Origin of the sequence: Sphingobacterium sp. SGR-19 (assembly GCF_011043555.1) — a bacterium.
GTDB lineage: Bacteria > Bacteroidota > Bacteroidia > Sphingobacteriales > Sphingobacteriaceae > Sphingobacterium.
This window is the reverse complement of the sequence record NZ_JAAKGS010000002.1, coordinates 49,008-75,609: the sequence shown is the minus strand read 5'-3', so window position 1 is coordinate 75,609 and position 26,602 is coordinate 49,008. Positions and strand designations below refer to the sequence as shown.

The window sequence follows — 26,602 nt, the reverse complement described above, 5'->3', positions numbered from 1 at the left end:
GTACAAAAGACACTAAGCGCGACTCTTGTTATTTTTTTAATCTTTACGATTTTCAGTTACGATTCCTCTATTAGTTAGTACTAAAAAAACGTTTATAACGCTACTTCTTTTCTCCCTTCTACACATGTACTACTACAAACATGCTATAACTAAATATATAATCGCTAGTCGTTGTAACAAAATTGATAATAAACGTCTCATCAATATTATATCGCATTACCTTTTTATTGTGAAATATTACCATATCGACCCTATTGCGATTATAACTACGTCTCGCCGATAGCGAAGTAGCTGCTAAAGCAATAAAAAAGGCTACCCCATTTCTCGGATAGCCCTCTCATTATGATGCTACGCTAACAGCGTAAACGATCTAATCAGGATCTTTTATGTATAGATTTTGCCAACTTATAACTTAACAACGTGGAGACAAGAAACAAAAAAGCATTTCCAATAAGAAAGCCCGTTCCATAGGAATTAAGGTTTCCCTGGTTAAAATACAGTGTATTGACTATCTCAACCGCGCTTATCAACATTAACGTGAGTGATGTTGTCAGTATAATATTGCGTAGTATGCATATCACCGCTGCACGACCTATCAACATGCTGAAGCTTTTCATTACTCGTTATCGGTTCCATTCGGTGTATATATACCTAATGTCACAGCAGCCAACATACCATTTATAAACGATCGGTCAGGTTTGAAACAATCTCTTTCTGACTTGCTGAGCGCAGCATCCGTATAGGGTTGTGATACAGGTAGCAGTCCGTATTTGGAATAATGATGTAAAATTATCTTTTGTTGACCTATCGCCGGATAGGGGTTATTATGATTTAAATTCAATCCACAGGAACTGAATGATATAAGAACCAGTCCCAGTATAAACAGCTTGTAAAGTAGCGTAATGTTCATTAAATTGATGTAAAAACGCTTTATTAAAAGTTCTTCGATTTTAATTGCCATTCTAACGGAAAATATGCAATATCGTCATCATCTATCCGCACATATCCCATTCCCTCCATTTTTATGATTCCCGAGGACAAACTAATGAAATAGTCCGCATAAAATTGCGGATGAGACGACGCCGTGTGCCGTACTTTATATACATCCGTAAACGTCTTTCCAATGGCTATCGTAGTAGCGTTAACCGCTATTACTTCATAGGTGATTGTACCTGAAAGATCGTCATTCTCTGGATCCAAAGGTGCCGGAACAAAATATTCCCAACGGTCACCAACTTTGGCCTCCTTCGCTAACATCGTAAATTTGAGCTCACTGTCTGGCCACTCCGTTGCCATCGTAAAAGTCTGTTGATCGGCGTACCAAAAATGATCCACCGCAGGTAGTTCTGAACCTACAAAATTCAACAGTACCTTGAAGTAGTTTTCTTTCGTTTTTTCGGCGACCATATAACTGATCTCCGTCTCCCCTGCTTCCGTTATGATCCTATAGTTCCATTGATTGCCCACTTTCATAAAGGGAAACGTGGGTTTATCCGGCTCCTGATGTTCGTCCTGCTTGCAGGAAAACAATATCAACAATAACAAACCTGATATAAGAATGAATACAATTTTCTTCATCATAATTTTTTTTTGCGAATCTAGGAGGATATTAACCCGAAAAGAACTGTAGTAAAGCCTATTCACAAATTTTCCGTATTGCTACGGATGTCCTGCATCAAAATTCCATTGTATATTAGTCGCTCGCTGATACACTTTGTCGATGAATAACAACTTTAGTAGAAAGAGAGGTGCAGAAAAATTTAAACGATCTATATTTCAACTTAATCAGGATATTACCAGAATACCTATGTACACACTTTGTTTATTTCTTTTTATCGCATTGCCGTCCGAAGCTTCTTCTTTCATGGGGAAGCAAGATACGTCTCGAATTACGCACTTAGTGGAAATCGCGAAACAAAAACAGAAGGAGAGACACCCAGATTCCGCTGAATATTACTTCAAACAAGCCGGCGAACTTGCCGATCAACTAAACGCTGAATCAGGTAAACTACTGTTCGCTGGAAACTACAGTGCATTTCTGTATGATCAAGTGCGGTTCGAAGAGGCTATGGAATATGCTCAACTCGCCCTAACCATAAGCTTACGTCTAAACAATCGTTCGAAGGCGGCTGCAGCATACAATAATATCGCGTTACAGCATCAGGCCAAAGGACAATTAAAAGAAGCTGCAAACAATCTGATCCGTGCGCTGGAAATTTCCAACGAAATCAAACACCCAACACACAAGGACTTGTCTGATAGAAGAAAATATCTTAATAATTTGAGCTCCCTATTGCTGGATCTCCAAGATCTCGACAAAGGTCTAGAATATGCGTGGCAGTCTTATGAAATAGCGCGACAGTTAAAGGACACGATATCTATGGGCAACAGCCTGGTCAATGTGATGGTTGCGGAGGCCATGGCAGGCAAATTGGTCGACGCTGTACATCATGGGAAACAGTATCTATCCATAGGACGCTCCTATGGTGACCTACAGATGGAAATCAAGGCACTGAATAATCTGGCCGAGGTATACCGTATGCAGCAGCATTATCCATTGGCGCTCGAGACATTTGCTAAAGCGCTGGCCATCACGCCGAAATCTATGCCCGGAAATGAGGTTTACACACTTTCAGGGATGTCGCGCATATTTAAAGAAATAGGTAATGCACAAGCCGCAAAAGAATATTTCGAAATGGCTCTTAAACTAGCGACAACGGAATTGGCAACACCGCAGCTTGTCGATTTGTACAAAGATGGGGCCGACATCAACGAAGCGCTTGGCGACTATAAGCAGGCGCTGGATTTTCACAAAAAGCATGCACAATTAAAGGATTCGCTACAGAGCCAAGAAACACAAAAAACGATACAGGAACTTGAAGTACGATACGAAACAGCTCAAAATAGAAAGCAGATCGTCGAACGAGACCTCAAGATCGTCGAGCAGGCTGTCGAACTCGACCGTCAGAATAAATGGTTTATTATCTTTATCTTTTCGATATTTTTGTTGGTATTCGGATTGGTCGCCATACGACTATTAAATAGACAAAAACGAAAGGCTCAATCTACGGAATTGCAAAAGAAGCTGATCGAAGCGCAACTAGCAGGTGAAGAACGGGAACGGGAACGGACAGCGAAGGAGCTGCACGACGGTGTAGCCAGTATCTTGTCGGCAGCAAGCCTACAAATCAACGCGATGACGAAACATAGCGACCCCCGTACGACATTCCAAGAAGTAAGTCAATTGATAGAAATAGCCGTGCGCGAAATACGGAATATCTCCCACAACCTTGCGCCAGAAATGATTCTCGAGGAAGGGCTTGGCTACGCCATTCAATCGTTTTGCCAAAGGGTAAATAAACCGGACTTCCAAATGCATTGCTACGTCATAGGCGAACTTCCTGAATTAGACAAGGGTTCTCAGCTAACCATTTATCGTGTCATTCAGGAATGCGTGACCAATATCTTGAAACATGCACAAGCTACTGAAGGAATTGTTCAACTCAGCGAAGAACAGGGACGCTTGCTAATCACCGTTGAAGATAATGGGATAGGATTCGATACCGAAACCCTTTGGGCCAACGGTATTGGCTTTCATAATTTGAATAATCGTGTACAATCACTGCAGGGCAACATCGATATTCGATCTTGCATCGGAAAGGGAACTTCTGTATTTATCGAGATTGACTGCCCTATGACCGCATGTTTGGACAAAGCGACTGTTGATCTTTAAACGTATTGGATACGATACGATGTTTTCCGTACTAATACGGTAAAATATCGTCTCCATTCTTTCTTCTTTTGTACAAGAAACAACATCAGCATATATGATAACTATTGGCATAATAGACGATCACTCCTTGATCATCAATGGGCTTCTAAAAATGCTACAAGATGAACCGGCGTACCAAGTCCTTTTCACCGCTCAAGACGGTGCCGATTTATTACAGAAATTAAGTGAAGAAACTCCGGATGTACTGTTGTTGGACATCGAATTGCCCGATACAAACGGAATAGATCTTTGTAAAAAGCTCCTTACTTTATACCCAAAGCTTGCCGTGATTGCGCTAACTAATCATGACGACGTGGTATACGTCCGAAAAATGATGCGGAATGGTGCCATGGGCTATTTACTTAAGGGTACAGAAAAAGAGTCGCTTCTTCAGGCTATAAAAACGGTGGCAGCAGGGGAACAGTACATCGACAAGCAGATTGAACAACAGATCCTACAGCAATCTATTCATGGCAGAAAAGCGACAGCATACGTTAAGCTCACCAACAGGGAACTCGAGATTCTGGCTTTGATAGCAAACGAATATTCCAATCAAGAAATTGCCGACAAACTTTTCCTTAGTGTCCGTACCGTGGAATCTCACCGACACAGCCTCAATCAAAAGCTTAATATAAAGACGACCGCGGGACTTGTTAAAGAAGCTTATCTCCGCGGTCTTATTTAACTCCGTTGCGCCAAATTTTTACGAATCCTGCTTAAACTGTCTTGATGTATGGCCAAAAAGGATGCAATATACTTTAATGGCACTTGCTGGATAACAAGCGGTTGCGTCTCCATCAAATGAACGTAGCGTTCTTCGGCCGTCATACAGATGGAATTGATCTGGATATCCTGCAACCATTTGAGTAGCGTATCCATGACGGCCAAATCCATGGTTTCCATCTTCGGAATATGTTTCTTTAAGTAAAGTGCACTTTCCTTGTCCCATATCAACACATCGATCTCACGCAATGATTCTAGAGAACAGGTAGAAATCTCGCCACTTTGTAGATATAAGGGTGTGGATAAAAAATAATGGCTTGAGACAATACCCAATGTATGATCCACCCCATTATGAACGCGGTATAATCTTGCAATCCCCCGATTGAGAAAATACAGTTTATCTACCTTTTTACCCTGTTCCATAAGTACAGTATGCGCAGGTAAAACTTCACGTTTGGTGTGGGTTCGTATCATATCAAATTCATCAGGAGTGAAGTGTATATTATACCTCCTTGCAAAAGCGCATACGTGTTCAAAATGTTGTCGCAAAAGCATATTGATGATCTGCTGGTTGTGAAAGCACGAAGATAATAAAAATTATAGGAAGTTCATTTTCTGACATTTGTCAGTTCTATATCGCTGCTTCGACGCCTATTTTTGACGGAACTTGGTAATAATCGAAATATGAGAAAACAAACTTTGCTTATCGTGGACCGGGATTGTTTGTTTCGTAGGCACCTTATTGATGAAGTGAAACAAAACCAATATCCCGCGATTTTCTGGGAGGCCAGCAATGGTGTGGAAGCTTTACGGTATATCGACGCACTTCAGCCAGATGTCGTGTTTATCAGCGTGAAACTGCCTGGTATCAATGGGTTTGAGGTACTGGATAGAACAGAACATTTACCCGCTGTTATCTTGACTTCTGAGTGCACAACCGACGCAGCCAAAGCCTTTGAATACGATGCGGTGGACTATCTACTCAAACCGCTCACTACAAAACGCTTACAAGCATCCTTACATAAACTTGAAAGTAAGAACAACGAGGCTGGGAATCCATCTGATAAGAAATCAACCTTATATCCACGACGTATTCTGGTGGAAAAGGGAAATCGCTTGACCTGTATTCCTGTTTCCGAAATCACGCATTTAAAGGCGGACAAAGATTATACCTGGATCTATACCATTCACAACGAGTCTTTTCTAAGTACACAAGGAATAGGACAGTTTATGCAAAGGCTTGACCCCCACCAATTTTTACGTATCCATCGATCATACGTCGTGAACCTGGATCACCTAAAGGAACTATACAAAGATATTCACAAAACGTTCATCACGCTACCCAATAATGTAGAGCTAAACGTCAGTCGAAACTATCTCCCGGCCGTCAAAGAATTGATGTATTAGGTTATAGCATATCACTTATACGCTAGCAGTTCTTGTTTCAATGCTGCAATTTCGCCTTGCCGGATACCGTAGCCATCGGTGATCTGCCAGATTAGTCCCTGAATTCTACTATGAATCTTCATCCAATCCGGCGTAACATAATCCGGTTCATGGGCTTCCACTGGATCCCAGTGCTGGGTTATTCGCAATTTCGGATGCTCTTTGACTATATCAATAAACTGTAACAGGTTTTTATCGTTGGTTACCAGAAAATCCTGAAAGTTATTGCGCGAAATAGGATAACGCTGTTCTTCTCCTTCATTATCGTACCAAGGCATGGAGCGCTTTTCGTTTATGCATGCCATACCTATATAGATGGTCGTGGTGTCTCTTCCCCCACCGATTCGCTCAGTGGGCGGTACTGGGACGAGGAACCTTTCTATACTTATTCCATTTTGTTTATCATGGTCCATGCTGACCACGATCAAACCGGCCGGGAACTCAACAGTTATCGGTGGTGTGCCAGGCATACGGTCATTGACCAGATTAACATCAACATAGAAAAAGTTGGTATGCGCATATAACTTGCTGATATCGGGGTCAAACTTGTGATGTCTCCGTTGCACGAGACGTATGCCTTCCGGCAACTTCAAGGGTTGGCCTAACGGATAGGCGTCGCTTTCACCTACTCCAGGCTGTTCTTTCGATGGTTCGATCACGATTTTATAGTCGTCGTCGGTTCCGGGAAGAGGCTCTGTCTCTTCTGTATCACTCTTACAAGCCATCAGAACAAGGAATGACGAGAAAAAAATATACCATTTCATATGCACAAAATTACCAACCGACGGACGCCCCACCTATCGTACTGCCCCGTAATATTCCATATCCGTAGTATTACGGTCATACTGATTTTTTGGTATTCCGTAGTAGCACGTAAATTCCAACCTTTTTCTTCATCTAATTTTGTCCTGACAAGAAATAAAACTTAAACAAATCATGACTAAGATTAAAAACATTGCATTTATTACATTGGCGTGCATCTTATACGCTACAACCTCCGCGGCGCAATCTTTTCAAAAAGGCGACAAGATGCTTAATGTAGGGGTAGGTATCGCTGGCGGCTTCGGTATACCCGTAGGCCTGAGCTATGAGCAGGCTGTTTCCGATCGGATTAGTGTGGGCGCATATGCCGCATTTTCAACTGAAAAAGAATCTTTTGGTGATTATGGCAATTGGAAATACACCCATATATTAGCGGCAGCCAGGGGCTCCTATCACCTGAAAGTAAATTCAACGAAATTCGATCCTTACGGCGGAATAATGCTCGGATATAATATTGCATCGGTTAAATGGGACGGAGACGATGATGCTCCTTTTTCTACTTCCGCCGGCGGCTTCCTATGGGCTGGACATATCGGCTCTAGGTACTGGTTCTCCGAAAAATTTGGTGCCTTTGCGGAAATCGGATATGGCGCAGCGGTATTAAACATTGGCGTAACTTTTAAACTCAAATAATACACCGGCCTACGCATTTATCGATAAAACAAAAACATAGAACGTCAAAAATAGCCGTTTGTCGAAAAAATCGTTGGCAAAATATATACTTAAGTAGATTTATGGCAACTTATTTAACCGTATATTAAAATGGCAAAAACAATGATATGGACAAGGATCATGCTGGTCTTCGCGGTACACGCGGTATGCGTTAGTAATCCGCTCTATTCGCAGGGGATATGGAAGAAAGTAAAAGGCAGGATAGAAAACACGACTGTGAATAAAATAGTAAACGAAACAGACAAAGCGGTATCCAAAGGGATCGATAAAGCTATAGAATCGGCTTCTACTGCCAACGGACAAGATACAACGGTACAGCAAGACAAATCAACGAACACACATGCTGCTGAACCACAAAATAACAACCCGCTCCAATCTTACAGCAAATACGATTTCATTCCTGGCGATTCTATACTATATGCGGCAAATTTTTCCGACGATCCAATTGGAGAATTACCTTCAGGCTGGAACAGCAATGGTAGTTCGGTTATCGTTAATTTAAATAACATCGAAGGGAAATGGTTACGCATGGCACAACGAAGCGTTGTCTTGTCCGGTAATGAACAAGGGTTTGGCCAAGATTTTAGCGTAGAATTCGATCTGGTCTTCGATATAGACTTTCAAGGATGGATGGCTCCTGAGTTTAGATTTGGCTTATTAGCCTCGGGTGAACAATCTCCTACATCAAACAGTCTGCTCAACGAGCAAAAAGGCGACAAGTCTTTCTACGTAAACGTCTCGCCGCATGCCCAGTCGGGAACCTTTAGTTTGGATTCGTATGAAAAGTATATCCGGTACTTCAACAGTCCGGCAAAAGATGTCAAAAAGGTAGAAACATGGTATCGACGAATCGCACACGTAGCTATGCAAGTTCAGAAAGAACGTTTACGTATTTGGATTGACGGGGATAAGCTGTATGATGCACCAAAAGGTGTAGCAAAAGCTGGAGAGTTTAATCAATTGTTTTTCAAATTAGCAAGTAGTCCGTACAAGGATGAGCAAATCGGCATTTACATCAGCAACATCAAAATAGCGAAAGGCTTAGTGCCGCCTCGCCAACATCTTCTTCAAAATGGTTCATTTACCACAACCGGAATACTGTTTGACACGGGAGCTTCACGCATAAAACCAGAGTCGTTTGGCGTTATAAAATCTATTGCTGATCTGCTTTTGGAAAATCCGGAATTACGCTTGCAGATCGTTGGGCATACGGATAATGTCGGAGATGATAAAACAAATCTGACGCTAAGTGAACAGCGAGCTGCGGCTGTCAAAGAGATGTTAGTGTCGACGTATAGCATCTCCACCGACAGGCTAGAGACCCTCGGAAAAGGTGAAGCGGTTCCCGTGTCACCGAATAACTCCGAAGCGGGACGAACCCAAAATAGACGCGTTGAATTTGTCAAACTGTAATCGGGCATTCATTAAAAAAGGCTGTTGCGAACGCAACAGCCTACCAAACTAACTAAACTAAATAAAAGAGCGCCTTTTAAGGGGTTAAAAAGGCTTAACGGTCTTTTCTGGAACGACACTGTTCAAGTAATTTTCTATATGTGCATATCCATTTTCACTTATCGTTGCAGCATCGGCAGGGTTTTTAGGATCTAGCCCCATCTTTGCTTCCACATCATCTGGAATACCATCGTTGTCGGCATCCTTATAGGGAGTACCTTTGTATTCAGGATACCCACCTACCTGGCTGACATTCGTAATGATGCCTTGCTTATAAGAGTCCATCGGCAACCGACGTTTTACATAAGGCGACGGCTTTACGGACTCGACAGGCTCCGTATAGAACACCTTTCCGGTCTTCACCTGTTTGACAATACGTTCATCGACCGCATCACGTTTCGGAATCGTAGCGCCTACATTTTTCAAGACGTAATCGTAGGCCTCATGTGCCGCCAATATCTTTCCGAAATTAGAGAGCGGGAATGGCTTATTGACCTTTATCTTTGCTAGGTGCGTGTTTAAATCGCCATCAACTTCTGGCTGCACGCCGCCATCCCAGTTATCACGCGTCACCTTTTCGTTTCCTTCGATCACGTTACCGTCAACGTAGGCTTTGCCGAACGTACGAATATTCTGCTCGTTTCTTCCTGACTCCGGCTTCAATATTCGGTAGGATATTGGCTTGTCCAGTGGCGTAATCGGTCCTGGCTTATAGTAATTATTGATGAAATTATATGTTGAACCACTATCCCCTCCGTCTGCGCTCCGGTTCCACCAATTCCAGACGACATTGTTCACAAAACCAAAATCTCCGGTCATACCAACAGAAGGATTTCTGCTGATATTGGATGCCCATAAATTCCGCATGAAGGTGCTATTTAGCCCCCCAATGGTACTTCCGAAAGCATGATTGTACGTGTCCAACGCTTCCGAAAAGATCGAATTTTGGATGGTGATATTGACAGTAGGCAGTTTCAGATTCTTTCCGCCCCGGTCATACACGTGCCGATACATCGACATATTTTCATCCAGCCCCCAACTGGCGGATACGTGATCGAGGATGATATTACCTACACCATTACCTCCCAGTGCGTCATCACGTCTTGTCACGTCCGTCTCTCCTCGGCGGAAGCGCATATAGCGGACAATAACATCATGCGTATCGATCAAAAAAGATTCTCCTGCCACACAGACGCCATCGCCCGGCGCGGTTTGACCTGCAATCGTGATATAAGGTGCTTTAACCACGATGGGCTTCTCCAAATTGATGATACCCGCGACATTAAACACCACAATCCGCGCGCCACCTGCCTCGCATGCCTCTCGCAAGGTACCGGGACCACTATCCGCGAGACTAGTCACAACAAATACGCGACCACCTCTGCCACCAGGTGTATAGGCCCCTCCTCCTTCAGCTCCCGGAAACGCCGGAATATCTGCTTGCGGTAAATCTTCAGGTTTAGCCGCCCAAGGAATATAAGGCTTTCCCTCTTGTTCCATGACAGCCTTTGCTACTTCCCAAGCTTTTTCGAGACGTGCGGCCTCAGCAGCAGTTTTTGCATCGGCTATTTTCTGCAGAGAATCAGGGTAGACAGGGTATTGAGCCTTTGCGTCCTGCGTATTATATAAACCAAGGACAACGACCAATAAAGGTGTGCACAGGTTTGTATTCCACTTCCATATTTTTTTGAACATCGGTATATAAATTTAGTTATCGTCAACAGGTAACGTTCCACCCAAAGGTAAAACGATTTATTTTCAAATACTTATACCATATTTACGATTATCTATAAAATATTATCCCCACCGATCATTTGCAGACCGATGGGGATAATCCATTTATAAAGAAAATATTATGATTTTCCTGCTAGTCCATTCAGGTAAATCTCTATGTTAGCGTAACCAGATTCGGTTATCGTCGCAGAGTCTTCACCGTTATTTGGATCCAAGCCCATTTTCTTTTCTACGTCATCCGGAATACCATCATTGTCTGAATCTTTATAAGGTTTTCCCTTATATTCGGGATAACCACCGACTTGCGAGATGTGCGTAATAATTCCCATTTTATAGGAATCTTTCGGCAGCCTCCGGTGCTCAAAGTCTACTTCTGGATATTGCACATCTTTTTCCGCCAACGGCGTCGGTTTACCGTCTTTTACCTCTTTAACGATCCGGAGGTCAACGGCATCACGCTTCGGCAAAGTCGCACCAGCATTTGCTAAAACCTCGTTATATGCTTCTTCAGCAGACGTAACACGGAATGAAGCATGTGGAATTGGCTTAGCAACCCGCATAGCCGGAAGGAAAGGCTTGGCGTCTTCATAGCTCATCAGCTCACCATCCATACCTTCAAGCTGGATACCACCAGCCCAGTTATCTTTCGTTACGGCAGGATTATCGGCAACCACGTTTCCATTGACATAAGCTCTTCCGAATACTTTATGATCCAATTTACTACGACCAGATTCTGGTTTTAGGATGCGGTAACGTATAGGCGCATCTTTCGGTGTTGCCGGACCTGGTTTGAAGTAATTATTGAAGATGTTGTACTGCGCTGTATAATCTCCACCATCGATAGCACGATGTACCCAATTGTAAATGACATTATTGGCAAAGTTGAAGACGCCGTTCCAACCTATCGACGGATTTCTGGCCGCATTATTCGCCCATAGGTTACGCATAAAAGTACAGTTCTCTCCGCCTAAAGTACTACCAAATGCGTGGTTCCAAGTATCTAATGCTTCCGAGAAAATCGAGTTTTGGATCGTGATGTTAACCGTTCCGAATTTTTTCTCTTGCGATCCAGTACTGTCGTTGTACATGTGGCGATACATAGACATGTTCTCGTCTAGACCCCAGCTTGCAGAAACGTGATCGATCATAATGTTGCCAATCGGGTTTCCACCGATCGCATCATCGCGGCGTCCGACGTACGTCTCCCCTCTGCGGAAGCGCATGTGGCGAATTAACACGTCATGTGTGTCGATCCATACGGACTCTCCTGCAACAACCACACCATCTCCTGGCGCTGACTGGCCAGCAATCGTGATATAAGGGGCCCGGATAATCAGCGGTGTCTTTAAGCGGATAATGCCCGCAACGTTGAATACAATGATACGCGGTCCACCTTGTTCACACGCTTCACGAAGTGTTCCCGGTCCATGATCTTCCAAACTAGTCACCACAATCACTTTTCCACCTCGTCCGCCGAAAGTATATTTACCACCACCCTCGGCGCCCGGAAATGCGGCGATCTCTGCCTGCGGCAGATCCGTAGGACGGGATGCCCACGGAACATAGGGCTTTCCTTGTCTAGCATATTCTTCGATAACCGGTAGCGCCTTGGCCCACGCGATATCAGAGCGCTGACGGGCAGCTTCCATCATCGAATTTGTTTCCTTTTTTACTTGCTCCGGAATCTTAGGGTACTGGGCTTTTGCATTATTTACCGCAACCAAACTAAAAACGGCAACAATGAATATTGACAATCTATTTCTCATATTTATAAATCTGTAATGATAATTCTATACAATAGCATAATCAGTAATTCAAAATTCGCAATATATAACCAGTATAAAATATACTATATTCTCTCGTGAATATAATATATTATCAAAAGCAGACCGGATCCTTTGGAGGGGATCCGGTCTGTCGATTTTTTCCTTTATTGTAACGGATCGAAAGTTCCAGCACCGTTCATGCTGTCCCAGCCTTTGGTCTGCTCTAAGTAAGGAGAAGTTTCCAATAGTTGCTGATGCAGCCCAAAATAATAATATTGCGGGTACCATTTGAATGTCCAGTCCGGCTCTAAATCCGTACGATCCATGTCATCGCGCACTTGCACTTCAAAATAGTTGTCGTAGAGATAATCTAGATATTCTTCTTGCGTGCTCACGCCAGCTGGATATTCAGTTTCAGCGGCATCTCTGTCGATCACAGGGGCGCCGTCGTCTCCAGCACGCAAAGGATCGTCAGCACCGAAGTATTCTTCTCCACTTTCCTTCACGATAATTCTATAGCCAGTTCGACGCGTACCGTTCAATACTGGAATGCCCAGACGATCATTCATTCCCGTAGCATTGTCGAACAACATCCAGCGTCTTAGGTCATGAAAACGCTTACCTTCATAGGCAAATTCCACCTTCCGTTCATCTAGCACCGCTTTGAAAAGCTTATTGCGATCGCCAGCAACACCAGCCAAGCCAAAAGAACCATCTTTGTTTTCGATACCTGCCCGCTCCCTGATCTCTTTAATTCCTTCTAGGCCTTCGTTAAGCTTATTGACTCCTATCGCTGACTCGGCTAAATTTAATATCACTTCCGCGAAACGCAGCTCTATAAAGTCCGTGCCGCTCTCTTCAAAGTTATTGATTGCATTGTTGGCTGATAAGTTTGATGCTTTGCGGATATATATTCCACTGGCATTGGCACCTTGTGTTTCCGTAGGTGTATACGACACATCATTGCTGTTCCTCACCTTCCAGGAATAGGTCCAGACGGTATACTCCTCATCGCCACTGTACGGCCAAACCGCGCCATTGTAGGCGAAAGATTTGTAAAACCGCGGATCCCGATTTTTATAAAATTTATTTGCGTCGTAAGCATAAGCCGAGGAAGGATCATCGATTGCCTTTCCATCTTTCATGGGGAAAGATTCAACAATCTGACGCGTCGGCGATACAGAGCCAGCACCATTGATATTCCGTGGACGGATGGCCTGCTCCCAGCCACTGTTTTTCGTAAAGTTTCCTCCTTTGGCAACTTTATTGAAACCATATACTATAACGGCTTCGGGATTGTCGACTTCCTTTGACCATATATCTCCCCAAGCTTCTCCGTTTTCAAGACGACCTGTTTTATATAGGCCAAAACCGTTTTCCTCCAGTAAATTCTTGGCGGCTAAATTCGCATCGTATGCTAGCTGCCAACGCTGTACATCGTCATTCGGATTGAAAATGGGGCTCGCCCAGGTCAACAATACCCGCCCTTTGACTGCCGCTGCAGCACCGCTGGTAATACGCCCCCAATCTGCTCCACTCCATCTGCCGGGCAACAACTCCATGGCCATATCCAAATCTGCCAATATTTGCTCAACTGTTTCAGACGTAGAACTTCGAGGTACGGAGTTTTCTTCTATATTCTCAAAAGTCGGGTTTTGTGCTGTAAGTATCAATGGCACGCCGCCGTATAGCTTCATCAACTCATAATATTGCCAAGCGCGCCAGAAATACATCTGCCCCTTTAGCAAATTCTTGGGTTCTTCTGGCATATCGTACTTATCGACTTCAGTCAAGAACATATTGATCTGACGAAGACGCGTCCAGGTATTGTTCCCAACACTTGTTCCCATACGCTGACCGAAATACTTATTTACGTGGTTATTCCTATAGGAAATCTGCCCCCATTCCTTATTGAAATCCGTTTCGCCGGCAAGTTCGTCCGTAGTTTGCGCAAAGACATTATTATAGGATCCATTCTCCGAATTGTCATTAGTCGCAATAAAACCGGTTCCATTGTTCGCAGGCAGGAACAGTCCATAGACATAGTCTATATACGCTTGCCCCAATACAGGATCTTGGAAGACTTCCTCACTGACAGCACCTAAATCTTCTTTCTCTTGCAAAAACTTATCGCTACAGCCCGTGCCTAATAAAGCCAAGGCAAGGAGCATTTTTATATATATATTCTTCTTTTTCATTGTGTCGTCCATTTTCTGTTTACAAAGTCAGATTAAGACCAAACGAGAAGGTCTTGAGATTGGGATAACTATTCCAAGCACCCCCATAAGTGTCTCTATAACTATATGCTTGGTATAGTCCTAGTGGATTAATAGCTGAAAAGTACAGCCGTGCGTTTGACACTTTCAAGTTATCCAGAAAACGCGTTGGTAACGAATACCCTAAATTCAAACTGGTTACTTGCATACGGAACGGACTCACTTTCCAGAAGTTCGAACTCAAATCATACGTCTTTTCCCAATTCGGATTTGGCATCGCACCATTTGGATTCAGCTCTGGATCCCATATATCGTTCCAAATGATCGGGCGGTTATCATACACACGGGAAATGTCATTGTTCAGTTTCTTCCGTTCGGAACCGCCGATTTCAGCCCACCCACCAAATGAACCAGCAATCACCGTCTCAAACGAGAAGTTTTTGTAACCTGCCTTCAAAGTAATGCCGAAGCCATAGTTGTTCGCTTCCCTGTTGCTTAGCTTCACCCAGTCGTTTTCATCGATAATACCATCCGGCTCAGCAAAAGTTCCGTCAGCTTGTAATGGGCCGCGTACATCACGATAGTACAACATTCCTGGCTTCAGTTGATCCACCGAGGTCCCAAAGACAGAAGTGATATTATACTCACTGACATAGGCGTCAATTTCTTCCTGACTTTTGAACATCCCTAAGTAGTCATTCCCCCATTTGCCTACATCCGCAGAGGTTCCTTCGGAAGGTACCCACGGATAAGCTTGATCAGCAGCAGATTTGTCCATCGTAATAATTTTGGAGTCACCCCACGAAAAACGCGTGCTGATACCGTACCGAAAATCTTTACCTATGCGATCATCCCATCCTAAACTAATCTCGTATCCATAAGAATTGACTGCTGCATAGTTCTCCGGTGCAATAGATCCGCCCACCGTTATAGGCATATTTCCGATACGTTCGAGCAAGATATTAGTTCCTTTATTGAAATACCCATCTATTGTAGTGGATAAACGGCTGTTCAAGAAACGGGCTTCTATACCCAAATTATTCTTAAACTCGTCACTCCAGGTCGCATCTCGGTTAGGAGATCTTCCCATGGACATACCTGTGTTCGCATTTTCGTCGCCACCGAAAACCGGCCCTTTTCCAACTTGGTAGGAAAATCGTTGTCTCCAGGCCCAAGCTGGAAATTGATCATTCCCCATCAGCCCGGCAGAGTATCGGATCTTTAAGTAATCAATACCTTTTACTCTTTTGAAAAAGTCTTCCTTACTCACCACCCATCCAGCAGAAAGGGAATAAAATTTACCCCAATAGTTTTCGGGCGCAAACTTAGTGGACGCATCTGTACGAAATAAAAATTCTGCTAGATATTTCTCGCCATAGCGATAATTTACACGCCCGATATATCCTAATGAACCAGATTCGTTAGCAAAAGTACGGCCATCAATCTCTCCAAAAGCCGTACCGAACTGTCCGTTCGTTGTCTCTAATGGATCTGATTTCCATACGTCTTCCTGCTGCCCTTCTGCTTCGCCTCGTTCGACGGAGAACAAACCACTGAAGTTATGATTCCCTATTTGCTTTTCATAGGTTAAGAAAAAATTTATTTGTGTATTATTCCCACTTCTATTGGAATAGAACAAGCGATTACCATTACTTACCGTGATCGGTCTATCCAAGGTCGCCCCGTCGTAAATGTGGTTATGTTGCCCCCTCCCAATAAACTGGTATAAATCGTACTTAGTCCCAATCTGACTACCTACGGAATGTCGCGTATTACGTGAATAGGTCGCTCGTGCTTTCAGGCCCTCCAAAAACGGTGCTTCGTACTCCGCCGAAATGTTGACGGAGAAGAAGCGGGAATCCGTCTCTGCCAAGTTGCCTAAACGCTCAATTTCGAAAAAATGATACGCTGATAAATCGTTAGCCGTCCCAGGCAATTTCACCGGCATACCGTCGATGAATGCAGGTACGTACGGCGCTGCCAAAAGCAGATTTCTGTAATCGTCCTCAGGTCCTTCTCCAGATACTTTGTTAAATGTTTTATCCAACTGGTCCTCGTTACCCGAAACCTGCAACGCGACTTTAAAATTAGAAGAAACCTTCACATCGGTCCCCGCCCGGAAATTCCACTTGTTATAATCCAAAGTTCCCAAGTTACCGTTTTGTTTGCTGTAGGTAACACCGCCAAAGTAGGTCGCACGATCGCTTCCTCCACTTACGCTAAGCGCATGGCGGGTATTGTACGAAGCCTTCCAAGCATCGTCCAACCAATTGTAGTCTATCGTTTTAAAATGCTCCAATTCGTCTTCAGTAAAAATCCGGTTGGGATAGATACCATCACTCGGTTGAACATTGGCTCCATTTTTACCGTTCATGATATTAAAGTACTGGCCAAATTCGTATGCATTCATCATCTTGGTATGTGAAACGGCATCATTAATTGCATATGATCCATTATAGGAAATTTTAGGTTGTCCTTCTTTTCCTCGTTTGGTCGTCACCAACACAACGCCATTCGCACCACGCACACCATATACGGCGGCTGCACCGTCTTTCAAGATGGAAATACTTTCGATCTCCGAAGGGTCTAAATTGTTAAATAACGTCGATTCAGGCACATTTTGCTCATTCACCTGGATCATACCGTCAATCACATACAGCGGTTCTGTCGTCCCGGCGTCCTTTCCGAAAGGGATGGGCGTACGAACTTCTAATGTCGCCTTGGAGCCAGGCCTGGCCGTCCCTCCAGACACCCCTAAACCGGCGATACGTCCCGTAAGCGCTGCCCCGATATTAGTTGCAGGTAAATCCTGGATAGCTTCCATGTCCACTGTCTCCACTGCACCCGTCAAGTGGGCTTTTTTCTGTGTCCCGTATCCCACTACCACGACTTCATCCAACGCATCAACAGGTTCTAAAACCACAGATACGTTCGTTTGATTGTTTACGGGATACTCTTGGGTTTTATATCCCACGTAGCTAATCACCAATATCTCATCTCCTTGTGGCAGGTTTATTCTAAAAACACCATCTACATCTGTTTTTGTGCCTGTCGTTGTCCCTTTTATAGCGACGGTGGCTCCAATTACGGGATTTCCCTCCGGATCCAGCACCTTTCCTGTGACGTTCACAAAAAGTTCCGAATGTATTGCTGCGCGATGAAATGGCTCTGCCGCCATCGCCGCTTGCAAAGAAAATATAGCCAATAAAAGGCAAAGCAACCCGACTTCTCTTCTCAAAAGTTTTCTTCTCAAAAAAAATTGACTCTTCATGGTTATCTGATTCTCTGTAAAATAATATAGGTTTAACGCCAAATTTATAAATTGCTATGTGTATGTAAGTTTACTTCTAATTTGACACCTTATTTAGCTTCTGTTTTCGCTGCTTCCCGGCGCGCCTTCCACGCGTCCCCCTCTTTTTGTAGATCGTATCCCTTTTTAGATAGGTAGTTATTAATACGTCCTTTGTATTTACCAAAAATCTGATGTTTCCCCTTCGAATCCGGCGCGTCCATAGCCAGCTCACGTGCTTCTGTAAGCCAAAGTAATATCCAAGCTTTCTCTTCGCTCTTCAATGTCGGAATCATCTCCTGAAATGCGCGATAGGTTAGGGGCAATACGCCGTAAGTCATTCCATTCTTCACAGCTTCAATCTGCATAGGCGCAAGCACATCTTCCAATTTCTTAATAAATGCAGCATGCAGTACCCGCAGACTCGCATCCTCATCCGCTTCGTAAGTTGCACGTGTCTGGTCAAGCAACGCTTCCTGTCCGGCGAACTTCTCTTTGATTTTTTTAATCTCTGCCTCACGCGCTTCGTGATGCGCATTGATCGCCGCATATTGGTTTACGACGAGCGCCCGTGCTTGATAATAGGTTATGGAATCTAGGATCCCCAGTTCCGCAATAATTTTGTCGGATCGCTCGGTGATTACTTTCATATACTCATCTTGCTCGGTTTGCGCAAATCCGTTGCTAACCAACAAGGTCAACAACAAGCACATACACCAATTCATTTTTGTTTTCATGTCTCAAATTTATATCTGTTCCCTCTTTATTTTTATTAATAGCTACAACAACCAACACCCCAAAAAACAATGTACAAAACCCGTCTTTGGCGTTTACAACAAAGTCAAAAACGTACAATAAAATCAAAGTTCTTATAGCTGTATAAGCGAATAGCACACAGTATACAACACACTCAAAAACAACCTATTCTAACTCTACGACTTGCTATTATCTAACATTATTTTAATCGAATCTTCAAAGTAACGTAATATGCATTATCTGTTAGTGTCCAAATTTACCTACTTAGTATACAATATTATCATATCGATATATTTAAAAATTGCATTGACATCTATAAACTTTTTTTGAGAAAGAAAATTGTTTTTTTCTCGATAAATCCGTCTAAGGTACACTGATTAGGTGCTGAAGGACTTCAGGACTCTTGTAACAATCTTTTTTCATTATAGTATATTATCATCTATAACCGAATAAAAATATTATCTTCGAAAACTTAATCAGAAGGATACATTGTTTAAGGATTAATTTGTTTCATTTATGAAACCTTTATATCGAAAACTTCCTGCAGAGTTAGAAAGCTCATTTTCAGCCAGACATGACATCATGCCCAATTTTGGAAATGTATGGCATTATCACGCTGAACTAGAGTTACATTACACCATTCGCGGTGAGGGCATCCGTTTTATAGGGGATAATATCAGCCAATTTGCGCCAGACGAAATTATATTGGTCGGCGAAAAGTTATCACATGCATGGCGTTGCAAGGATGAATATTTTCAAAACAACGCCGATTACAATATTGAGGCTATCGTGTTGCAGTTTCTGCCTGATTGTCTGGGTAAGCAGCTGCTTCAGTTACCCGAATCCTACCTAATCCCAAAATTATTTGAAAAAGCCAAAAGCGGTTTGCTGATTAAAGGAGAAACAAAGCGCGTGGTTGCCCAATTGATGCACGATTGCGTCAAAGAGAGCGGTCTCGGAAAGGTAATCTGTCTATTGCAGATATTGAAAACGCTAGCGGAAAGTGACGAATGTGAAACCATCGTTAAAACGCAAACCACATTTCATCAGTCTAATGAAGCGGACAATATTCGTTTGAACAATATCTTCAACTACACACATACACATTACAAAAACGATATCACACTGGAGGAGGTTGCCAATATCGCAAACCTCAGTATCACGTCTTTCTGTCGGTACTTCAAAATGATGACCCGCAAGACGTATTACGACTTCCTAGTGGAAATCCGTATCAGCCATGCTTGCCGGCTGTTAGTTGAAAATAAGCTACCAACCGAGGTGATCTGCTTCGAATGTGGTTTTAACAATGTATCGAATTTCTATCGCCATTTCAAAAAGGTCATGGGGTTAACTCCGTTGGAGTATAAGAAGAGATATTTAAATAGGAATTAGTTTCCTTCTTCTTCTGAAAAATAGCCACAGAACAATATAAGGCCGTTTTACTCGCGTTATCGCCAAACAATATTAATCGCTTTTAGTTACGTATTGTACTATCCCCTCTTTAACACTAAATGTCGCCTTGGAAACTTTGCATTTGTACAAATTTGCCTTTGCACCTACCCATTATACAAAGATTCCCAGCGACGATTTATGAATTTGTGTTTATTTTGGTATTCATGAGCTCCCGTTGGTCGGTTTTTTGTTTCTTTTTTTGAGGTAAAAAAAGAAAAGACTACTTGACATCAATAGCATCAATATAAATATCCTTCGCATCGACAGACTTTACCCTAATACGGTAGGTACCTGCATTAATCATCGTTCCAGTATCGGTATCGATATAATTCCATTTACCTTCTCTTGTCGGTTCCAATTGTACCCGCTCCGCCGGCTTTAGTACCACGTCATCCATTGTAATCAACTCGATGGTGGCTTCTCTGGTCTCGTCCGAGGCGTTATGGTATTTCAACATGAGGGCATACACATCTGCCACCCCAACCTTAATTTCGAATTCTACCCAACCGTCATTTTCCGTATATTGTAAACGATCTTGTTTCTGGAAGTGAATTCCCATCATCCCCTGGAAAGTCTCCGCTTCGTTTGCCTTGTAGGTTACAGACTCCTTAAGGTCAAACGCTGGCTGCAGGCCACTCTGCTGCTGGAATACCACGAGCTCGGCTTTGGTGTTCCTCGGCAAGTGCCACTCTTCGCCACTTTTTAAAACTTTTCGGTATACCTGCAAATATTCTCCTTTGTTATTCATCACCGAGTCTCCCATAAACTCATATCCCTTTTGCTCCCCATTAGCGAGCAGATAGAAATTCGTTGGATGCCGGAACGTAAACGTCAAGTCCTCCTCCAGTTTGCTGATCTGGAAATAATCCGCACCATACAGAAAACCCGGCAACTGTTGGAAGGTCGCCTGCTGTACAGAATCATACACTTGCCCGATATCCATCCAACGTGCTATTTTTAGACTTTTTCCTGCTTTTATCTCCGCATTGAAGTGAGAAAATTTATTTACTTTTTTTACTTTGTTATCTACCGACGCAATCGCAATCGCCTGAATAATGGCCTGCCCGGCTGCTATATGTGGAAAACGAACTGTCAGCTGCCCACCTTGCACGGTTACCTCATAGACACGCTTTAGGGCTACGTCGTGGCCTGCTTCTTTCCAGATATCGATATTCTTCTCTTGTACAACGTCGTTGATTGCCACATCGAACATACGCATCGCCGTGGCATCCTTCAATCCGGCCCCACCCACCCAAGGCTCAGCGAAATAAAGCTCCACACGATATTTTCCGTCGGGCACATCAAAGCGATAGGCTAATTGATCCAAACCATAACGAAATGTTTGAAAGAGCGGCCAATCTGCCACACCCTTGATAGGATCAAACGTTCGCCGTTGACTGGCAAAAACAGAATAAATATCATAGTTGTCCGCCCAGGAGACAGAGCCCCAGCCAGTTGATTTCGTATACGGCTGGTCTGCCATCCAATGTTGACCGAATATATCCGTATATTCGGGTCCGCCACTGTTTACCCGATATAGATAATGGACATCTGCCTCTCCTTTCAATAAAGTTGATTCGGTATCGCGCATTTTTTCAAAATTCGGGCTTTGCGGTAAATTGAATAGGACAATGGTATCCCGAACAACTGTTTTCCCATTATTTCTTCCTTCTGCATACAGCACATTATACCGTATATTCACTCCGTTAAATTCAAAAGGTCTACCTAATCCCGGATGCTTTCTTACACCCAAAGAAATATTTTCCAGATCATTGAAAAGCTCTACCTCTTCACAATTAGAAAAGATACGGATAGCGTCTTTAATTCCGGATGTTAACCAGCGATTAGGCCATGTATGCGAAGCAATGTAGACCATCGGATCGCTTTTGTCGCTATAATGTGCCCGGTACATATAATACGCGTCCGTCGGTTCGCCCCACGGGGTCAGCAACCCCTTATAATTAACCGGGCCAATTTTATCCAGATCACGAAGACCCTCGCCTCCCTGAATACGTCCCGGATTATCATGGGAATTCCATAGCCATTGATAATGCCCGATAGCCTCCCCTTTTACGGAATCCGCTAACCGCAATTTCGTTTCTAGGATCTCGGTAAAACGCGCTTCGCTATACACCGGATGGTTAGGAAGATAAGGGGGTTCCGCATGCAATTCCAACGTTCTCCAAGCTCCGTATTCACCGACCAATAACTGACGTTTCAAATCTTCTCCGTAAGTATGATGGTCGCCGCCATACGTTCCTGTCCAGTTTTGCGGCACATCCCAATCCGTACCGCTTCCGCCATTACAGGTCGTCACTAAGCGTTGAATAGACGCTGTAGGATCTAAGGAACGGATGAGCTCTGTACACTCGCGGGCAAAGTCCTCGGGTAAAGTACTTTCGTTTTCCAGCCCCCACAGAAAAACGGAAGGGCTGTTTCGACGCTCTTTTACCCAATCACGTAGGAGATTTTTAAAATTAGTACGAAAATCTTCATTGTCAAACCAGATATGGGCAGCCATTTGCGTCCACAATAATATTCCATGCTCATCCCAAAACTGTTGATAGCGTAAATTATGCGGTTGGTGCGCATCTCGAAAAGAATTGAAGCCTAAGGCTTTCATATCGCGTACGCGCGCAGAGATTTCTTCCGCAGTAAAGGCGTGAGAACCTCCCAGCTTATGTTCATACTCAGCAATACCGTGAATAAAAACAGGTTTTCCATTGACAAGCAGTTGATTCGTCCCTACAGGTTTCAGTCCTTTAGGCCAGCGTATGGAGCGTATGCCATAAGGCGTTTCTAATCTATCCAATATCCGTCTCCCCTCTTGTACAATGGTTTCCATCGTATATAAATAGGGATGTTCGGTATCCCAAAGCGTCGGTTTGGCGATATGAATAGCCGACAACTTAAATTCGTTGGTACTAAGCGCAGCCATCTGCTGCACATCTTTACTACTATATACTTTTTTTCCCTTCGCATCGCGCACATTCGTCACAATGGTTAACTGACGCGCCTTAGCTGACGTATTATGAATCTCGATTGTCTGTTGTATATCAGCACCGCTTTCATCCGCCGTTTCATCGTTCCAATAGTGCACGCCAAAAGGTGCAATATTCACATCATTCTTGACAATAAGGCTAACGGGTCGGAAGATCCCCATGGGTTGTGACCCCTCTGAAAACCCTCGCTCCGAAGAACCTCCCCCATCTACCCACGGTAAATCCCGAATTTCAGCCGGATGGTCGGCACGCACCGCTAATAAATTGGTTTGTCCATCGCTATAAATGGCATCGGTTACATCCAAGGTAAATGTCGTGCGTCCTCCAGCGTGGTATCCCACCTGCTTTCCGTTCAACCATACCGTAGCATACGAACCTACCCCTTCAAAAAAAAGATAAAAACGCTTACCTTGAGGCTTCTGCAGCACCGTGAACTCTTTGCGGTACCACGCGTGGCCAAAGAGGTTTCCTCGAAGCAAGCGCCGATATCCACCGTAGCTATCCCAGTTATGTGGAACGTCTACCGTTTTCCAATCTCCTGTTTCTACAAATGATATTTGTTCAAAACCTTGAAACCGGGACGAGTCCTGTTCATCCATAATGGTGTGCCATCCTTCATCGAGCGAAACCGTGTGACGCGGCGATTGTGCAAAAATGGAAGTAATAAGAACAAAGAGTACGGCTATACCGGCAACGATTTTACGCATTATTTTAACAGGTTAAGTGCTGTATCGAACGTGTATGTCTTCTTCTTGCTCGTGGGCATCTCTACGACTTTTCCGTCATACCGAAGTTTAAGCAGTTTACCTTCATTCGAACGTACAGACAATTCTTTTAACTGATGATTTCCCCAAGTTAGATCAATTTCAAAATTCCCTCGTGCTTTGATACCACGCACGGTCCCTTCGGAAAGTTCCCGAGGCAGAGCCGGCAAGATATCTATAAATGACGTATGGCTCTGTACCAACATCTCCCCGATCCCTGCTGCTCCGCCAAAATTCCCATCTATCTGGAATGGTGGGTGGGCGTCGAATAAGTTTGGATAAGAGCCGCCTGCACTTCCTGCAGGTCGCAATAGCATTTTTATCATTTTATAGGTATGCTGTGCATCCTTTAGTCGCGCCCAAAAGTTTATCTTCCAGGCTAAGCTCCAGCCGGTGCCATCATCACCACGCATAATTAAGGACTGCTTCGCGGCTTCAACTAGTTCCGGTGTCTCGTCCATATTAATTTCGTTACCGGGATGTAAGCCCCATAGATGCGACACGTGTCTGTGTTTATTGTCCGGATCATCGATGTCTTCCAGCCATTCTTGCAACTGGCCATACTGACCAATTTGGTTTGGTGCAATCTGCGGGATCATCGTTTGTATGGAGTCCCGTAGCAGAGCATCTCTATTCACCAGTTTGGAAGACTCAGTGAAAACACGAAATAATGCCCGAACAATCTGATGATCCATGGTCGGTCCTTTTACTAATCCACCATTCTCGGGCGAATTGGATGGCGTGCTGACCAGCCAGCCCGTTTTTTCATCCTTCACCAAAAAGTCTTTAAAAAAAAGCGTTGCACCCTTAATGATATCATAATGCTCCGCAATAATTTTGGGATCCTGATTAAAGAGATACTGTTCCCAGAGATGGGTAACCAACCAAGCGCCTCCAGCAGGCCATATACCGTGATTGGAATTATTGATCGGTGCTGTGCCACGCCACACGTCGGTGTTGTGATGCAGTACCCAGCCACGCGCCCCATAATACGCACGAGCCGTCTCTTTGCCCGCCTCGCTCAGCTCCCGGATCATCTGGAACAGAGAGCCGTGCAGCTCGCTCAGGTTAAGCATTTCTGTCGGCCAATAATTCATCTCCAGATTGATATTGGTCGTATACTTACTTCCCCAGGACGGTTCTAACCAGGGATTCCATATTCCCTGCAGATTGGCAGGGTGTGTTCCCGCGCGGGCACTCGCGATCTGCAAATAGCGCCCAAACTGCACATACAACGCAACCAGATCAGGATCTTCAGCAGATTCAAATCGTCTCAAGCGTTCATCCGTCGGGATAGCGCGCTGCGCTTCCCCGCCCAGGTCGATACTGAACCGACTGAAAAGGTCACCATAATCACGCTCATGGGCCGTCAACAACTTCGAGAAGGATTTTTTCCGTATTTTTTGATGATGGGCCTCGGCAGGGGCAATATAATCCGGAGAAAGTGTTTTGTAATCTCCATAATTCGTTGCTGCCGTAAGGTACACGTCAGCCGCGTTGGCGCCTTGCACATACAACTGACCTTCTTTTTCCGTTATCGTTCCCCCGTCTAGTTTGACAGTTAAAAAGGACGTTCCTTCCAATGCTCCTCCCTTGACATTGACTGTCATGCCAAGTGTATGGTTGTCGACCTTCCACACACGATGTTTCTCGTGCTTGGTTTCCATCGCTAAGGCGAAAGAAACCTGACCCGGTTTATCCGCCGCTAGGCGAATGGCAATCATATTGTCTGGGTAACTCGCGAAATATGTTCTTGTAAACTGAATACCAGCTTGTTTGTATTTTACTTCCGCCGACCCGCGTTCCAGGTCTAGACTACGTTCATATTGTTGGGTATCTCCCTCAGGAAAACGAAACTTCAATATGCCAAACGGCTGATAGGAAGCTTGGAATACCCCTACCTTAGGCACGTTGGAATCTTGTATCCAGTACTTCCATTCGCCAACAATAGAGATAAACTTCCCGGCTACATTTTTCAAGCCAATAGGGATGCTAGTGTCTTTGTATCCAGAAATTCCACCTTTGCCTGCTAGGTTAATCACCTGCACAGCAATTACATTCGTTCCTTCCCGAAGAATTTCCTTCGGAACGGTATACAAACGCTTTGTCCCATCCCCCTCTTCATGGCCTATCAATTGGCCATTGACATAAGTATAATCATACTGCCGAACTCGATTTAGATCCAGCTCCCAGTCACTTTTTAGGTCGTCCGCCGTGAGCACGAAAGTCGTACGAAACCAAGCAGCTCCGTCAACTCCTTCCAAACCCACTTCTTCCCAGCCTTCGTATGAGGGCACGGGAATCGTCGACCAACCTGTATCATCGAAATCGTATGTATATGCGCCGTCTTCTTTCTTTCTCTCCGCTCCCATCCTCTCCAGCCACGGCTTATTGTCTTCCGATTCGCTCTTCAGACCCATGAACTCGTCCATCGCTAACTTTTCAGCTTCATCCTGCTTGCCCTGTTCTATCAAGAGCCGGAGCGTGTCTAGGTATCGGTGAGCACTCAGTTTATTATAATTCCGTGGCTCACCCGTCCAAAGTGTTTCTTCATTAAACTGCACTTCTTCTACCGTATCGCCACCGAATATCATGGCGCCCATCTTTCCATTGCCAATCGGCAAGGCTTCTTCCCATTCGCGAGCAGGTTCATCATACCAGAGCCTATTTTGCCCTTGCACGGTCACGATACCCATTATATAAAAAGAAAGAAAGAAAAACGTTAAGCGCATATTA

General features: G+C 44.0%; 17 protein-coding genes. 6 read left to right on the top strand and 11 right to left on the bottom strand.

All coding sequences use genetic code 11. The features are described 5' to 3' along the window. Positions 1–616 precede the first annotated feature (616 nt). The gene (locus tag G5B43_RS04290) at positions 617–910 is read right to left on the bottom strand and encodes a Bor/Iss family lipoprotein (RefSeq protein ID WP_165293495.1); all 294 of its coding nucleotides are present in this window, start codon (positions 908–910) and stop codon (positions 617–619) included. Between the two features lie 23 nt (positions 911–933). Continuing rightward, positions 934–1,581, bottom strand: a complete 648-nt coding sequence (locus tag G5B43_RS04285; protein WP_165293494.1) for a hypothetical protein — start codon at positions 1,579–1,581, stop codon at positions 934–936. 226 nt (positions 1,582–1,807) lie between these two features. On the opposite strand from G5B43_RS04285, the gene G5B43_RS04280 reads away from it, so the two are divergent. Next, positions 1,808–3,733: a tetratricopeptide repeat protein gene (locus G5B43_RS04280; RefSeq protein ID WP_165293493.1), complete on the top strand. Its 1,926-nt coding sequence runs from the start codon at positions 1,808–1,810 to the stop codon at positions 3,731–3,733. Positions 3,734–3,827: 94 nt separating this feature from the next. Beyond that, positions 3,828–4,457, top strand: a complete 630-nt coding sequence (locus G5B43_RS04275; RefSeq protein WP_165293492.1) for a response regulator — start codon at positions 3,828–3,830, stop codon at positions 4,455–4,457. Here the strand turns inward: G5B43_RS04275 and G5B43_RS04270 are convergent. Then, a complete protein-coding gene (locus G5B43_RS04270; protein ID WP_206367235.1) occupies positions 4,454–4,969 on the bottom strand; it encodes a Crp/Fnr family transcriptional regulator in 516 nt (171 codons plus the stop codon). The two genes, G5B43_RS04275 and G5B43_RS04270, sit on opposite strands and share 4 nt — an antisense overlap. Positions 4,970–5,179: 210 nt before the next feature. On the opposite strand from G5B43_RS04270, the gene G5B43_RS04265 reads away from it, so the two are divergent. Then, on the top strand, positions 5,180–5,902 hold the full coding sequence (locus G5B43_RS04265) for a LytR/AlgR family response regulator transcription factor (RefSeq protein WP_165293490.1): 723 nt from the start codon (positions 5,180–5,182) through the stop codon (positions 5,900–5,902). A gap of 11 nt (positions 5,903–5,913) precedes the next feature. Here the strand turns inward: G5B43_RS04265 and G5B43_RS04260 are convergent, their stop codons facing one another. After that, positions 5,914–6,705, bottom strand: coding sequence for a hypothetical protein (locus G5B43_RS04260; RefSeq protein WP_165293489.1), 792 nt, complete (start codon positions 6,703–6,705; stop codon positions 5,914–5,916). 172 nt (positions 6,706–6,877) lie between these two features. On the opposite strand from G5B43_RS04260, the gene G5B43_RS04255 reads away from it, so the two are divergent. Continuing rightward, positions 6,878–7,396 (top strand): hypothetical protein, encoded by a 519-nt coding sequence (locus tag G5B43_RS04255; protein ID WP_165293488.1) that lies wholly within the window; start codon positions 6,878–6,880, stop codon positions 7,394–7,396. A gap of 141 nt (positions 7,397–7,537) precedes the next feature. Next, positions 7,538–8,848, top strand: coding sequence for an OmpA family protein (locus G5B43_RS04250; RefSeq protein ID WP_165293487.1), 1,311 nt, complete (start codon positions 7,538–7,540; stop codon positions 8,846–8,848). 84 nt (positions 8,849–8,932) lie between these two features. On the opposite strand, the gene G5B43_RS04245 is transcribed toward G5B43_RS04250, so the two are convergent. The 5 genes from G5B43_RS04245 to G5B43_RS04225 form a co-directional block, all read right to left on the bottom strand. Next, on the bottom strand, positions 8,933–10,582 hold the full coding sequence (locus G5B43_RS04245; RefSeq protein ID WP_240904748.1) for a polysaccharide lyase family 1 protein: 1,650 nt from the start codon (positions 10,580–10,582) through the stop codon (positions 8,933–8,935). A gap of 158 nt (positions 10,583–10,740) precedes the next feature. Beyond that, positions 10,741–12,387 (bottom strand): polysaccharide lyase, encoded by a 1,647-nt coding sequence (locus G5B43_RS04240; RefSeq protein WP_165293486.1) that lies wholly within the window; start codon positions 12,385–12,387, stop codon positions 10,741–10,743. Positions 12,388–12,551: 164 nt separating this feature from the next. Next, positions 12,552–14,585, bottom strand: a complete 2,034-nt coding sequence (locus tag G5B43_RS04235; RefSeq protein WP_165293485.1) for a RagB/SusD family nutrient uptake outer membrane protein — start codon at positions 14,583–14,585, stop codon at positions 12,552–12,554. Positions 14,586–14,604: 19 nt separating this feature from the next. After that, positions 14,605–17,874: a SusC/RagA family TonB-linked outer membrane protein gene (locus tag G5B43_RS04230; RefSeq protein ID WP_165293484.1), complete on the bottom strand. Its 3,270-nt coding sequence runs from the start codon at positions 17,872–17,874 to the stop codon at positions 14,605–14,607. 89 nt (positions 17,875–17,963) lie between these two features. Continuing rightward, positions 17,964–18,629, bottom strand: a complete 666-nt coding sequence (locus G5B43_RS04225) for a DUF3826 domain-containing protein (protein ID WP_206367234.1) — start codon at positions 18,627–18,629, stop codon at positions 17,964–17,966. Positions 18,630–19,164: 535 nt separating this feature from the next. On the opposite strand from G5B43_RS04225, the gene G5B43_RS04220 reads away from it, so the two are divergent. Next, the gene (locus G5B43_RS04220; RefSeq protein ID WP_165293483.1) at positions 19,165–20,040 is read left to right on the top strand and encodes an AraC family transcriptional regulator; all 876 of its coding nucleotides are present in this window, start codon (positions 19,165–19,167) and stop codon (positions 20,038–20,040) included. Between the two features lie 280 nt (positions 20,041–20,320). Here the strand turns inward: G5B43_RS04220 and G5B43_RS04215 are convergent, their stop codons facing one another. Continuing rightward, positions 20,321–23,809, bottom strand: a complete 3,489-nt coding sequence (locus G5B43_RS04215; protein ID WP_165293482.1) for a malectin domain-containing carbohydrate-binding protein — start codon at positions 23,807–23,809, stop codon at positions 20,321–20,323. Then, positions 23,809–26,598, bottom strand: coding sequence for a glycosyl hydrolase family 95 catalytic domain-containing protein (locus tag G5B43_RS04210; protein ID WP_165293481.1), 2,790 nt, complete (start codon positions 26,596–26,598; stop codon positions 23,809–23,811). Before G5B43_RS04210 ends, G5B43_RS04215 begins: the two co-directional genes overlap by 1 nt. Positions 26,599–26,602 lie beyond the last annotated feature (4 nt).